Source organism: Leeuwenhoekiella palythoae (assembly GCF_020310025.1).
Taxonomy (GTDB): Bacteria; Bacteroidota; Bacteroidia; order Flavobacteriales; family Flavobacteriaceae; genus Leeuwenhoekiella; species Leeuwenhoekiella palythoae.
The window spans coordinates 1277945-1291047 of record NZ_CP084318.1; the positions used below are offsets into that span (position 1 = coordinate 1277945).

Consider the following 13103-nt stretch of genomic DNA (forward strand, 5'->3'; position numbering starts at 1 on the left):
AATTCAAATGCTATGCAAACCGAAAGTCAAACATCAATTCACGCACTTTATCGCCTAATAGATGAAGAATGCCAACCTGCGCAACATTCAGCGCGCGCAGAACAATTACAAAAAGCGATCTTGAAGAAATTCTTTAAAGCTTCAGATGTTGTAATTAGACAAACCGAGCGCGAGGTTCACATTACTATGAGCCCGCTTCTTTCTGATGCGCGTTCCGCGGAAATAAATCTTGAGATTCCTAAAGCACGCTTTTCGACATTTCTTCAGAATTGCATCAAAAATGATTCTGGAAGCAAAGCATTTTACACCAATATGATGCGTTATTTTATTACTAATACTATTGCTTAAATAGAAAAAGTCGCAATTTAGAGACACTCACACAGTAGCACCACTAATAAACAAAAAAACCCGCTAAAATTTGCGGGTTTTTTATTGCAGTTGGCCTACTAGGGCTCGAACCTAGACTCTTCTGGACCAAAACCAGACGTGTTGCCAGTTACACCATAGGCCAGTACCTTTCTTAAAAAGAAAACATTCACCTGACTTGCGAATGCGGCTGCAAATTTAATACAAACTTTTTGTTCACCAAATATTTTTTGAGGAAAAATTTAAACCAAAGAATATTTTTAGGTTCAACTACGTTACTCCTAAGCAACTATCGCAATTTATTTAAGAATTTAGCTATGCGAGTTTCTTTTATTCCATTGCGATCAAAACCGAATGGATTACCGTATTAATTCTTAAATTCGCTGCTTGCTAATTTTGCCTTATGACCATGACAAACTTCAACTTCCCGAAGTATAACAAAATAGTAGGATGGCTCGCATTTGCCATTGCATTAATAACCTACAGCCTTACGGTAGAACCTACCGCGAGTTTCTGGGACGCGGGAGAATATATCTCAACCTCTTCTAAGTTAGAAATTGGTCACCCGCCGGGAGCACCATTATATCAAATGCTAGGCGCCTTTTTCTCAATTTTTGCTCCAGACAGTAGCTATGTGGCACTCTGTGTAAATTTTATGTCCTGCCTGGCTTCAGCATTTACTATTCTTTTTATGTGCTGGTCACTGTCTTTGCTGTTGCGCAAATTACTTAAACGCAACAAAATTGAATTGACATCTTCAGACCAAATAGCAGTTCTGGCTGCTTCGTTTATCGGCTCAACCGCTTTTGCATTTACTGATAGTTTTTGGTTTAATGCTGTGGAAGCCGAAGTGTATGCGATGGCCATGTTTATGCTTTCGTCTTTATTTTACGTAGCACTGCTTTGGGAACGTGACATGTTTAAACCTCGAGGAAACAGATGGCTCATGCTTATTTGTTTCATTATCGGACTGTCTTTTGGAGTGCATTTTATGGCGCTACTCACCATTCCGGCAATTGGGTTTTTGTATTTCTTTAAAAATTACAAAACCATAACGGTCAAAAACTTCATCGTCGCAAACATCATTGTAGTTGCGGTATTGATGTTCATTTTTAAATTTTTACTGCCATACACATTGAGTTTCTTTGGCTACGCCGAAGTATTTTTCGTAAACACCTTTGGCTTACCGTTCAATAGCGGAACGATTATCGCAGGCTTAGTGTTTATCGCAATCTTCTATTACATTTTAAGCTACACCCGAAAAAAATCATATTACCAACTCAACACACTTGCGCTTTCGATCTTATTCATTTTTATTGGATTTTCAAGTTGGTTGATGCTTCCTATTCGCGCTAACGCCGGGACTACTATTAACGAGAACAACCCTAACAACGCACGAGAACTTCTTGCGTATTACAACAGAGAACAGTATCCTGAAACGCATTTATTTTACGGACCACAGTTCACTGAAATTTTTGGCGGACTCGACGCTCAAAATCCATACGTGGACGGAAAACCCAATTACGAGAAAGACGAAGAAAGCGGCAAGTATGTGATCGTTAACGAATGGAAGAATTCTGTTCAAAACTCAGAAGACCGTCATAAAGTGTTTCTTCCGCGTATGTGGAGTACAGACCATATTGCAAACTATATGCAATTTACCGGTCCTTTAGAATTTCAGGTAAAACCAGAGTATGCAGACAATCAAGAGTTGCAACAAGCCGTAGCACAGTTCAAATCTGACTATGCTCAAGGCCGTATGGATAACGAAGGCTTTCAGTCTACCCTAATGCGTCTGAGACAATATATTGATGTTAATCCGCCGTCATTTACAGACAATCTTGCCTACATGTTTGATTTTCAATTTGGCTATATGTATTGGCGCTATTTTATGTGGAATTTCACCGGGCGTCAAGACGATATTCAAGGTAAATACGACAACATCCACGGCAATTGGCTCAGTGGGATTTCATTTATTGATGAAGCAAGATTAGGCCCGCAAGACAATCTACCTAGTGATGCTTTAAAAAATAAAGCGCGCAATACCTATTTCTTTTTACCCTTAATTCTAGGATTACTTGGGCTGGTCTTTCAAGCAAGTCGAGACAAAAAAAGCTTCTGGGTGCTTTTAGTACTTTTCCTATTTACAGGTATCGCTTTAAAGATTTATTTGAATGAGCGTGCTTTTGAACCCCGTGAGCGTGATTATGCTTTAGTTGGATCCTTCTACGTTTTTGCAATGTGGATCGGTTTTGGTGTATACGCCCTTTATGACTTACTTAAAGAAAAAATTAGCGCTAAAGTCGTGCTACCCTTAGTTACAGTTGTCTGTCTACTTGCCGCTCCGGTAATTTTAGCAGCACAAAACTGGGATGATCACGACCGTTCTGGCAGAAAGACTGCCTTAGCGATGGCTAAAATGTATCTTGACAGTTGTGATGAAAACGCTATTCTATTCACCATTGGTGATAACGATACGTTTGCATTATGGTACGCACAAGAGATCGAAGGCTATCGTAGAGATGTGCGCATCGTAAATACCAGTTTGTTTCAAACCGCGTGGTATATTGACGATATGAAACGCAAGGCTTACGAGAGCGATCCTATACCTTCTCAGCTTACGCATGACAAATACGTTGCCGGTAATCGTGATGCTATTTTTTATAATGAATTACGTCCTGATGACACTTTAGATATCAAAACTTGGATGAACTGGATCGCAAGCGATGATCCACGTACGATGGAAGAATTACAAAGTGGCACTATGGTGCACTCCTTCCCTACGCAACACGTGAGCATTCCGGTAGATAAGCAAACCGTGCTTGCGAATGGCACTGTGGCTCAAAAAGACGCTGATGAAGTAGTTTCTGAAATTGTGGTTAACATTAAAGAGTCTGTAATTTATAAAAACCGCCTTCTAATGCTGGATGTTATTGCAAATAACAATTGGGAACGTCCTATTTATTTTACCGGCGGAAGTTTTGGTGATGATGATTATTTATGGATGAAAGATTATCTGCAGCTTGATGGTGTTTGCTATAAGCTTGTTCCTATTAAAACACCAATAGATCCTCAGGCTCCTTACGACATGGGACGCATTGATTCTGATAAATTCTACGATATTGCTACCAATTGGTATTGGGGCAATAGTGGTGATCCAGATATTTATCACGATACCGAAACGCGTCGTAACGGGATCACTTATCGTGGCAATTTGGCCCGTTTAACCGAAAAACTGATCCAAGAAGAGAAATTTGATAAGGCTAAGAATATCCTAGATCTAGCTATGGAAAAAATGCCTGTTGATATTTTTGAATATTACACGCTTTTAGAGCCCTACATCAGCGGTTATTATCAAGTAGGCGAGCAAGAAAAGGCACGCGAACTCTGGGAAAAAGTAGCTAAAAAATATCAAGAAAAGCTTGATTACTGGAGCAGCCTAAATCTTGAGCAGCAATACAATTATGCTCAGGACATCATTACAGATATAGAACGCTACCGAAGTCTGGTTGACCTATTGATCATCAATCAAGATCAAGAGATTATTCCTGAGAAAGCTCGCGAATTCAATTCGTACCTGCGTAAATTCAATCAGTTTTATGGCGAAGATGAAACCGAACCAGAAACTGTGGTACCTACCGAGCCAACGCAGGATAGCTCAATTGAAATTCCGGCAGACACTTTAGAATAGATGAAGTTAAAATTTGACCTACCTGTAAAGACACCTAAGTTACTTAAGCGTCTTTACTCTGGGTATGTTTGGGATAAATATGCAACTTCAGCAACCGAAAAAACACTTTATCTCACCTTTGATGACGGACCAATTCCTGAGGTTACCCCGTGGGTTTTAGAGCTTTTAAAAGCTTATAATGCCGAAGCAACATTTTTCTGCATCGGAGACAACATTTCAAAAAATCCAGAAATCTTTCAGCAGCTGGTTAGCAGTTCGCACAGTATAGGCAACCACACCTATAATCACCTTAAGGGCTGGAAAACAAATACCGAAACTTACCTAGCAAACGCTTTTAAAACCGAAGAGATCATCTCAAGGTTTGCAACACCCCAAAAACTCTTCAGACCACCTTACGGAAAGATTAAACGCAGCCAAGCAAAAGCGTTAAAAAAGCGCGGTTACCATATTATAATGTATGACGCCATTGCCTATGATTGGGATCAAAAACTCAATGGAAAAACATGTGCAGATTACATTATTAACAACGCTCAACCCGGAAGTATTGTAGTCTTTCACGACAGCTTAAAAGCCGAGAAGAATATGAAAATTGCCTTACCAATGGTGTTACAACATTTCACCAAAGCCGGCTATACGTTTAAACCTCTTTAAATGAATTTTTGAAGTACAGACGTAAGTGCGTTTGTAGTTTGCGCACCACTTTGGCGCCATTTCATCTCGCCTGATTTGTAGATCACTAAGGTAGGTAAACCTTTTATGCGCAGCGCTTCGGCGAGGTCTTGATTTTTCTCAATGTCTATTTTAATGACCTTAATTTGGTCGCCAAGGGCAGCCGCCACTTCACGCAACACAGGATTCATCGCTACAGAGGCTTGATCTTTTGCAGAAAAAAAATCGATCAACACCGGGATTTCTAAATCGATAAGGGCTCCAAACTTTGACATAAGAAATGCACTTTACATCCCTAAATATAAGGTTTAAAAGCATATAATGTGAAAAGCGATGAGAATTTTGAGTCTATTTGATATTTACATTTAATGAAAAAACTACAATGTTAGTGTTTGTAGATGCATTTCCAGTTCCTGTGACTAACCGTTGAACCCATATTTCAATATAATCGTTTGGCGCTAATTCAACAGTCCCCATTATAGAATTACTCACCACATCAGAAGTATTATTCACACGCATAATAGTGTTTGTTTCGGTTAAAGTAATAGTTCCATTTTTCCTTATGAAGAATGCATAAAAGCTTCCTGTATTATCATTACCTCGAACTGATAAAGCCGCGTTTACTTGAAATGTCCGCGTTTTATTTCCTAAATAAGTTAACCTATTGTTCTGAGGAGAGGACATCCTAAAAAGATTAACCGCAGATGTATTATTTGAATTTGAATTTCCTTGCAGGTTTAGAGCATTTTGATTTGGTACCGTTTGTAGAAATCCTGTTGTTATGGTACCATTGAAATAAATATTTCCGGTTGCAACATTATCAGACTCTACAGGAATTCCAGGGCAGTTTACAGTCCAATTATTTGTGAAATTATAACCGGTGTACGATCCAGCAGTATATCTATTAATATAAGGATTAGAAGAAGTACCCGAAAAAACGGTACTTAAAAGCACTCCATTACCAACGGTTGGATTTGAACTAACATCAAAGGCTCTAGCAGAACCACTAACCGTACTAAAACCACTTACTTTTTGAACAAGGCCAAAAGTCCCGGAAAGCCTCTCATAGGTACCACTATTTGAGCTCAGCCAAGCCTGGTTATTCAATAAAAGATTACCAATATTAGTGTATGTGACTCCATCAGCATTATTTAAAAACTGAACAATATTACCAAAGAACAGCCCTAAATTAGCGATAGTACCTACGCTTGTAGTAGTATTAGCAACTATTGTATTCTGCACCAGCAAAGATTCTGAAACGCTTGCGCTAATGTTAAACGCCCGAGCCCCGGTAATAGTAATATTACGAATACTACCACCTGTAGAACCACTAAATACAGTTCCTCCTGTGTAACTCAAAACATCTTCAGTAGCATCTAATCCTGAAATATATGCCCCATTCAAATTTATCGAAGCTGTAAGTGCAATAGTCCCATTAATCTCATAAAAAGTATTTTCATCTAAAGTGATCACACTTCCTGAAGGTGGAGGTAAGTCAGCTTGACTCTTAACCAAAACATAATTATCTCGTTTTTCCGCACCTTTAAGTCTGGACCAAGCTGCCGCCTCATAATAATAAAAAGCAGATTCATCTGTATCGTAGACGAGTAAACCATTAGCAGGACTATTTATCGCTGTGCGTTGTGCAGTAGTCATTCTAGGAGTAAGCAATCCTTTTGTGGTAGATTGCACTTCAAAAAGAGAAGAAGCGTCTGGATTTGTGGTACCAATCCCAACCTGAGCATTTAATGTCAAGCTTGCAAAAAGTACCACAAAGAAAAGTAATTTTTTAACGAGCATAAAGACAGAATTATTCAACCGAATTCTGAATTTACACTATTTAATCTGTAAAAATATACTTTTAAACGATGTTTAACGTATTGTATACTTTTAACAAGTAAGTAATAACTTACATTAATCGATTTAGCCTAACTTCTTACGTTTCAGCTCAATAACAGTGACCTCAGGCCAGATGCCTACGCGACCCGGGTAACCCAAATATCCAAAACCTCTATTCACGTTTAGCACACGGTTTCCTTCCTTGTAAATTCCTGCCCAATTCTCATATCGATACTGCACCGGACTCCAGCGTATAAAACCGGGAATTTCGATTCCAAACTGCATTCCGTGCGTATGCCCGCTTAAGGTTAACTGAAAATTTTTAGGATCAGTTTTTAAACGCTCTGACCAATAAGAAGGGTCGTGACTCATAAGCACTTTAAAATCACTGACGCTCAACCCGGCTGAAGCTTTATCAATATCACCCGCTTGTTTAAATCCGGCGCCCCAGTTCTCAACACCTACAAGCGCAATACGCTCACCATCTTTTTCTAACCAGCGGTGTTCGTTAAGCAACAACTTCCAACCCATTTGTGCCTGTAAGGCTTTTAGATCTTCAAGATTTTGAGCTTTAGCCTGCTGTGTTTCCCAATCAGCATAATCTCCATAATCGTGATTTCCCAGCACGGAATACACCCCGTCTTTAGCCCTGAGCTTAGAGAAAAGTTGCGCCCAGTTTTTCATCTCGCTGGCAAAATTATTGACCAGATCTCCCGTGAATAAGATCACATCGCTTTCTTGCTTATTGATCAGATCTATGCCGTATGCGATCTTGTCAGCATTATCAAAACTACCGCTGTGCACATCGCTGATTTGGGTAATTGTATACCCATCAAATGCCTCAGGAAGATCATCAAATTCGAGTTGGTACGACAACACCCTGTACCTGTATTTACCTTTATACATTCCGTAGATCAAAGATGCAAACGGAATCGCCGCTACCCCTAGAGCAATTGCACTTACAAATTTTCTTCTTGAAGGCATATGAAAAGATTGTTTACCAGATAAAGCTGCAAACGCCCCAACAATGAAGCGAATTAGATCTTCCCCAAACATAAAGAGTATAAGTAAAAGCTTCGGCACAAAAAAGACCAAGAACCAACCAAAAACATACATTTCATCAGTGGTAATTCCTTTTGAGCGATCAAGTGTACTCAGCGTATAAATTAAAAAAGCAAGGACCCCAAGAGATACAAGAATGTAACTGCTATTTAACCAAACAGATTTTGAAAAGGTTCTGAACGCTTGAAAAGCGTAAATATCAATAAGAATATAGAACAGAATAAAAAGAAACCAACGCATCGCTAAATTTTAAGAAAAGCAATATTACTAAAGCTCCTTGCGGATTTCTTTAATATTTTCCTATTTTTTTGAATATTATCGTCTCAATAATCATAGGGGCTTTAGTAACTTTCCATCTTAACACAAATACAAATGAAACGTCGAAATTTTATCACCAAAACGAGCATCAATACGCTTGCTTTTGGTTTAGGAATTCACAGTCTTGCCCAAGCCGGGACGGCTAAGAATTCTGTTGAAAAGTTGAAAAAAAAGAATACAACCGCAACTACTCCTATTGCCATCTGTACTTGGCAATTTACCGAAGCTAATGCCACTGCTGGCGCGCTTCTTGACCAAGGAATCCCTGCACTTGACGCAGTAATTAAGGGCGTAGCAGTTGAAGAAGAAAACATTAAAAATACCACTGTTGGTAAAGGCGGCTCACCCGACCGCGAAGGTAACGTAACACTTGACGCTTGTGTTATGGATCATACAGGTAACTGTGGTTCTGTTATGTGTGTTGAGAATATTACTAACGTTGCAGCCCTTGCCAAGAAAGTAATGGAGGACACACCTCACGTTATCCTCGCCGGAAAAGGCGCCGAAGAATTTGCAGTTAAAAATGGATTTACTGCGGAAAATTTACTTACCGAGGAGAGTGAAAAAGCCTATAAAGAATGGTTAAAAACCTCAAAATACAAACCCATCATCAATATTGAAAATCACGATACTATTGGGATGCTCGGTTTAGATAAAAACGGAAACATATCAGGGGCGTGCACAACATCTGGCTTGGCCTATAAAATGAAAGGTCGCGTGGGCGACAGCCCTGTTATAGGTAGTGGCTTATTTATAGACAATGCTATTGGCGGTGCAGCAGCCACCGGAATGGGCGAAGAAGTGATCAAAACCGTAGGAAGTTTTCTAATTGTTGAACTTATGAGAAATGGTATGTCGCCACAAGAAGCTTGCGAAGAAGCTGTTAGACGAATTGTTACTACTAATCCCAACCATACCAATTTTCAAGTTGCTTATATCGCCATCAATAAGCAAGGAGAAACAGGATGTTATTGTATTCATCCCGGTTTTAAAATGATGAAGTACGCAAACGGAAAAAATACACCTGTAGTATCCGGAAGTCACTTAAAATAAGTTAAATACGCCTAAAGTTTTTAGAAGTATTTTAACTTCTCAGGTTTTCTAAACCGAAAAAATGCTTTAGCTTTGTTTTGTGCTGAAAAGCGAAAAATATTGAAGACTGTTGTAATTGACTTGTAATAATCAATTATGATTTGGGGTGAAAGCCAGCTCTTGTAGCTGGCTTTCTTTTTTTTGTTCCTAACTGCTTCTAAAAGCTAAGGGGGTGGTGAATAAGGGTTAACGTATATTCATTCTTTACCAATCACATACAAACCCGAAGTGAAGCGTTTCAATCTATTACTTTATTGGCTTTATTTAATACAATACTTCAAAAGCTAAGGGGGTGGTGAACAAGGGTTAACGTATATTCATTCTTTACTATTCACATACAAACCCGAAGTGAAGCGTTTCAGCTTTTATAACTATCGTATTTCTTACTTAAGATAAAGACAGTCGTACTGATAATCTATAACAGCCTTTCCTTTCTTTAAAATATCAGCACCTATGATTCCGCTTACGGGACTAGCTTCGTGATTAATCAAAGCCTGATTAACGTGAGAAAGATCAAAAAGCACGATAGATACACTTCTGGTAGACCACGTGTCAATTTCGATTAAATTATCTTGAGATATCTGAGTAAGCATATCTATCGCTCCTGCGCCGGCTGCTTTCACCTCACTATCTTCGGCAAACAGCTTAAAACGCTCCAGATCCTCAAAACCAATACACGTATTGGAAGCTCCGGTATCTAAAATGAATTCACCTAAAACACCGTTAATAGTCGCCGCAAACTTTAAATGTCCGGTACCCACCGGGGTTAGTTTGATACGTTTATAGCCTTTTTTTGTGAGATGTTGCCGTAGTGAAGTCATAGTCAATTTTATGTGTTCAAACTTACTGTAATTAAAATTGGAGGACTTTAAATATTCTCTAAAGTTTGGCATAGCCAAACGCCTATTTTAACTTTGTGAGCTATGTTTATAGATACACACACCCACTTATATAGTGAGTCTTTTAAAGAAGATCGTGACGAAGTTATCAAACGCGCTCTCGACCAGTCAATTAATCAATTTGTATTACCAGCCATAGATTCTACATACACTAAAGCTATATGGGATTTAAAAGAGCAGCACCCAGATCTAATGCATATTATGGCCGGCTTGCACCCTACTCACGTAGACCCGCTGAGTGTTTCTGAAGAGCTTGATCACGTAAAGCAGCAGCTAGAGCAAAAAAATGCATGCGCCATTGGTGAGATCGGGGTAGACTTGTACTGGGATTCTTCAACTAAAGATTTACAACAAAAAGCTTTTGCACAACAAATTCGCTGGGCAAAAGAATACGATTTACCTATCGCGATACATTGCCGTGATGCCTTTGATGAAGTTTTTGAAGTTCTAGAGCAAGAGAACAATGTCAAACTAAGAGGCGTTTTTCATTGTTTTACAGGAAACCTTGACCACGCAAAGCAGGCGATTGCTTTCAATTTAAAATTAGGTATTGGCGGTGTTGCAACATTTAAAAATGGAAAAATCGATCAGTTTTTAAAGGAAATTGATCTGGAGCATATCGTTTTAGAAACCGACGCACCTTACTTGGCACCGAAACCTTTTAGAGGAAAACGCAACGAAAGCAGTTACTTGATTCATATCGCCGAAAAACTTGCAGATATCTATCAAGTGCCGTTATCAAAAATTGAAGAAATCACCACAGAAAATGCTAAAAAGCTATTTAAACTTGATTGATCTTTAAAATATTTCGTTCTTTACGCTTCAACAAAATTTGAAAGTGTGTCAAAATTTGACTCTATAAGACCGTATCACGATTCTGAAGTACACGAGGTATTGCAATCGTTTCACCGGCACCCCATGATTCAAGCGTTATTGCAGTTTACTTTTCCTGAAAAATCATCAGAGAAAATTAAAGCAATAATAGACGAGTGTCATTCTATCTTTGATTTCCAAAGCAAAGTAATTTATAAATCGGTTCACAAAATCATGGAGAAAAGCACAGACGGCTTTTCGACCTCTGGTTTTGATGATCTGGAGCGCAATAAACCCTACTTCTACCTTTCTAACCACCGTGACATTATATTAGACACCTCGTTTATTAATGTTGCGCTTTACGATCATGAGTTGATCATGACCGCTTCGGCTATTGGTGATAATCTGGTTAAGAAATCATTTTTAATGGCATTGGCCAAACTCAACCGAAGTTTTCTGGTAGAACGTAGCTTGACTCCGCGTGAAATGCTGTTAAGTTCAAAAAAACTTTCAGAATACCTTCAGTTTTTACTTAATGAGAATCAATCGATCTGGATGGCACAACGAGAAGGACGCACTAAAGATGGAAGCGACAAAACTCAACAAGGTGTGCTCAAAATGGCAGCAATGGCTCGCGGTGAGCAAACCGCACTCAATTATTTAAAGAGCCTGAATATTCGCCCGGTTGCTATTTCGTATGAATTTGATCCAACAGATATTCTAAAGGTCCCTGAGCTGATTGCTAAAAGTGAAGACACGACGTATGTAAAAAGCAATAATGAGGATTTTAATAGTATTCTCAGAGGAGCTTTAGGTTCAAAAAAACGCATTCATATTGCCGCAGGAAAACTTTCAGCAACCACCTTTGATGAGATCGAAGCGCTAGATTTATCTGAAAACGATAAATTACAGGAACTTGCCAAACGCATAGACAAAGAGATCTATCGTATCTATAAATTATGGCCGTCTAATTATGTGGCTTATGATTTATATTATCAAACAGATCGCTTTGAGCACACGTACACTGAGCGTGATAAGCGCAGTTTTGAACGCCGCTTTGAACGCCGCGTTGATCCTTCAAGCGAAATTGCACGCGAGAGTTTCTTACTTATGTATGCAAATCCTGTAATTAATAAACTTAAAAGCATTGAGCAAACAACCTAAAATACTACTCATCTACACCGGTGGTACTATAGGTATGATCAAGGATTTTGAAACAGGAGCACTTAAAGCTTTTGACTTTAAAGACCTTTTAGAAAAAATCCCAGAATTACGCTTATTAGATTGTGAGATAGAAACCACAGGGTTCACCACACCTATCGACAGTTCTAATATGAATCCTGATTTATGGATTGAGCTGTGTGACATTATTGAAACGCATTACGACACTTGTGATGGCTTTGTAATTCTCCACGGAAGCGACACCATGAGCTATACTGCTTCGGCGTTGAGTTTTATGCTTGAAAATCTGGCGAAGCCGGTCATTTTTACAGGATCTCAATTACCCATTGGTGACTTACGCACCGATGCTAAAGAAAATTTGATCACAGCGATTCAAATTGCAGCTTTACGCAAGAGAAATCGGCCTTATATTACAGAAGTCGGACTGTATTTTGAGTATAAATTATACCGCGGAAACCGGAGTTCAAAGATCAGTGCAGAGCATTTTGAAGCCTTCAAATCGCCTAATTATCCCCCTTTGGCGACCTCAGGAGTTCATTTAAATATAGAAGATGAGAAGCTTTTACCTTATTCTAGAAAGAAGCTTTTAGTACATCGCAGTCTAGCGCGAGACATTTTAGTGGTACACCTCTACCCCGGAATTGACCAGAAATTACTGACTTCAATTTTTGAAAACGCAACGTTTAGCGGGGTAATTCTGTTAACATTTGGCTCAGGAAATAGCACAACATCCCTTTGGTTTACCCAATTGCTTAAAAAAATTATTCACAAAAACATTCCTATTGTGAATATAACCCAGTGCACTTGGGGTAGTGTTCAAATGGGTAGTTATGAGACCAGTACAGGCCTTAAAAACATAGGCGTTATTTCTGGCAAAGATCTAACAATAGAAGCTGCCATTACAAAAATGATGTATCTCAATAGTCAAAATTTGTCTCCAAAGGTCTTTAAGACTATATTTGAAACATCTCTAAGAGGAGAAATGAGTTAATGAGAACAATTTCTTATACCAAACAAACCTTTTGGAAATCGATATTTTTTTTGTTAATTGGCAACCTTTTGAGAAAAGGCTTCGGCCTGAATAGAGAGGTGGCCGAGTGGTCGAAGGCGCACGCCTGGAAAGTGTGTATACGTCAAAAGCGTATCGAGGGTTCGAATCCCTTCCTCTCTGC

11 protein-coding genes and 2 tRNA genes are annotated in these 13103 nt (G+C 39.0%); 8 read left to right on the forward strand and 5 right to left on the reverse strand.

From position 1 onward, the window contains the following. The first annotated feature begins 12 nt into the window (after nt 1-12). Nucleotides 13-348, forward strand: a complete 336-nt coding sequence (locus LDL79_RS05405; protein WP_225599453.1) for a hypothetical protein — start codon at nt 13-15, stop codon at nt 346-348. A gap of 90 nt (nt 349-438) precedes the next feature. On the opposite strand, the gene LDL79_RS05410 is transcribed toward LDL79_RS05405, so the two are convergent. After that, nucleotides 439-511 (reverse strand) — tRNA-Gln (locus tag LDL79_RS05410). 264 nt (nt 512-775) lie between these two features. Here LDL79_RS05410 and LDL79_RS05415 point away from each other — a divergent pair. Further along, nucleotides 776-4057: a protein O-mannosyl-transferase family gene (locus LDL79_RS05415; protein WP_225599932.1), complete on the forward strand. Its 3282-nt coding sequence runs from the start codon at nt 776-778 to the stop codon at nt 4055-4057. Beyond that, nucleotides 4058-4708 carry a polysaccharide deacetylase family protein gene (locus LDL79_RS05420; RefSeq protein ID WP_225599454.1) on the forward strand — a complete coding sequence of 217 codons (651 nt, stop codon included), beginning with the start codon at nt 4058-4060 and terminating at the stop codon, nt 4706-4708. It begins immediately after the preceding gene. On the opposite strand, the gene LDL79_RS05425 is transcribed toward LDL79_RS05420, so the two are convergent. The 3 genes from LDL79_RS05425 to LDL79_RS05435 all read right to left on the reverse strand — a co-directional run bounded on the left by LDL79_RS05425 (nt 4705) and on the right by LDL79_RS05435 (nt 7867). Then, complete coding sequence (locus LDL79_RS05425; RefSeq protein ID WP_167598158.1) at nt 4705-5001, reverse strand: thioredoxin family protein; 297 nt, start codon at nt 4999-5001, stop codon at nt 4705-4707. The two genes, LDL79_RS05420 and LDL79_RS05425, sit on opposite strands and share 4 nt — an antisense overlap. A gap of 73 nt (nt 5002-5074) precedes the next feature. Further along, nucleotides 5075-6526: an autotransporter outer membrane beta-barrel domain-containing protein gene (locus LDL79_RS05430; RefSeq protein WP_225599455.1), complete on the reverse strand. Its 1452-nt coding sequence runs from the start codon at nt 6524-6526 to the stop codon at nt 5075-5077. A gap of 123 nt (nt 6527-6649) precedes the next feature. Then, nucleotides 6650-7867, reverse strand: a complete 1218-nt coding sequence (locus LDL79_RS05435; protein WP_225599456.1) for a metallophosphoesterase — start codon at nt 7865-7867, stop codon at nt 6650-6652. 132 nt (nt 7868-7999) lie between these two features. Here LDL79_RS05435 and LDL79_RS05440 point away from each other — a divergent pair, with 132 nt between their 5' ends. Then, complete coding sequence (locus LDL79_RS05440; RefSeq protein ID WP_225599457.1) at nt 8000-8998, forward strand: isoaspartyl peptidase/L-asparaginase family protein; 999 nt, start codon at nt 8000-8002, stop codon at nt 8996-8998. Nucleotides 8999-9420: 422 nt separating this feature from the next. Here LDL79_RS05440 and LDL79_RS05445 read toward each other — a convergent pair whose 3' ends face one another. Next, nucleotides 9421-9858, reverse strand: a complete 438-nt coding sequence (locus LDL79_RS05445; RefSeq protein ID WP_225599458.1) for a retropepsin-like aspartic protease — start codon at nt 9856-9858, stop codon at nt 9421-9423. Between the two features lie 102 nt (nt 9859-9960). On the opposite strand from LDL79_RS05445, the gene LDL79_RS05450 reads away from it, so the two are divergent. The 4 genes from LDL79_RS05450 (at nt 9961) to LDL79_RS05465 (ending at nt 13102) form a co-directional block, all read left to right on the forward strand. After that, on the forward strand, nt 9961-10731 hold the full coding sequence (locus tag LDL79_RS05450; protein ID WP_225599459.1) for a TatD family hydrolase: 771 nt from the start codon (nt 9961-9963) through the stop codon (nt 10729-10731). Between the two features lie 45 nt (nt 10732-10776). Continuing rightward, nucleotides 10777-11913 (forward strand): 1-acyl-sn-glycerol-3-phosphate acyltransferase, encoded by a 1137-nt coding sequence (locus tag LDL79_RS05455; protein WP_225599460.1) that lies wholly within the window; start codon nt 10777-10779, stop codon nt 11911-11913. 34 nt (nt 11914-11947) lie between these two features. Next, nucleotides 11948-12922 (forward strand): asparaginase, encoded by a 975-nt coding sequence (locus LDL79_RS05460; protein WP_394372624.1) that lies wholly within the window; start codon nt 11948-11950, stop codon nt 12920-12922. Between the two features lie 92 nt (nt 12923-13014). Beyond that, a tRNA-Ser gene (locus tag LDL79_RS05465) sits at nt 13015-13102 on the forward strand. The last annotated feature ends 1 nt before the right edge of the window (nt 13103 follow it).

Excerpts from the sequence above, each read along its gene's own strand:
- LDL79_RS05405 (WP_225599453.1), top strand. The coding sequence starts at position 13 with ATGCAAACCGAAAGTCAAACATCAATTCACGCACTTTATCGCCTAATA.
- LDL79_RS05415 (WP_225599932.1), top strand. The coding sequence starts at position 776 with ATGACAAACTTCAACTTCCCGAAGTATAACAAAATAGTAGGATGGCTC.
- LDL79_RS05420 (WP_225599454.1), top strand. The coding sequence starts at position 4,058 with ATGAAGTTAAAATTTGACCTACCTGTAAAGACACCTAAGTTACTTAAG.
- LDL79_RS05425 (WP_167598158.1), bottom strand. The coding sequence starts at position 5,001 with ATGTCAAAGTTTGGAGCCCTTATCGATTTAGAAATCCCGGTGTTGATC.
- LDL79_RS05430 (WP_225599455.1), bottom strand. The coding sequence starts at position 6,526 with ATGCTCGTTAAAAAATTACTTTTCTTTGTGGTACTTTTTGCAAGCTTG.
- LDL79_RS05435 (WP_225599456.1), bottom strand. The coding sequence starts at position 7,867 with ATGCGTTGGTTTCTTTTTATTCTGTTCTATATTCTTATTGATATTTAC.
- LDL79_RS05440 (WP_225599457.1), top strand. The coding sequence starts at position 8,000 with ATGAAACGTCGAAATTTTATCACCAAAACGAGCATCAATACGCTTGCT.
- LDL79_RS05445 (WP_225599458.1), bottom strand. The coding sequence starts at position 9,858 with ATGACTTCACTACGGCAACATCTCACAAAAAAAGGCTATAAACGTATC.
- LDL79_RS05450 (WP_225599459.1), top strand. The coding sequence starts at position 9,961 with ATGTTTATAGATACACACACCCACTTATATAGTGAGTCTTTTAAAGAA.
- LDL79_RS05460 (WP_394372624.1), top strand. The coding sequence starts at position 11,948 with ATGATCAAGGATTTTGAAACAGGAGCACTTAAAGCTTTTGACTTTAAA.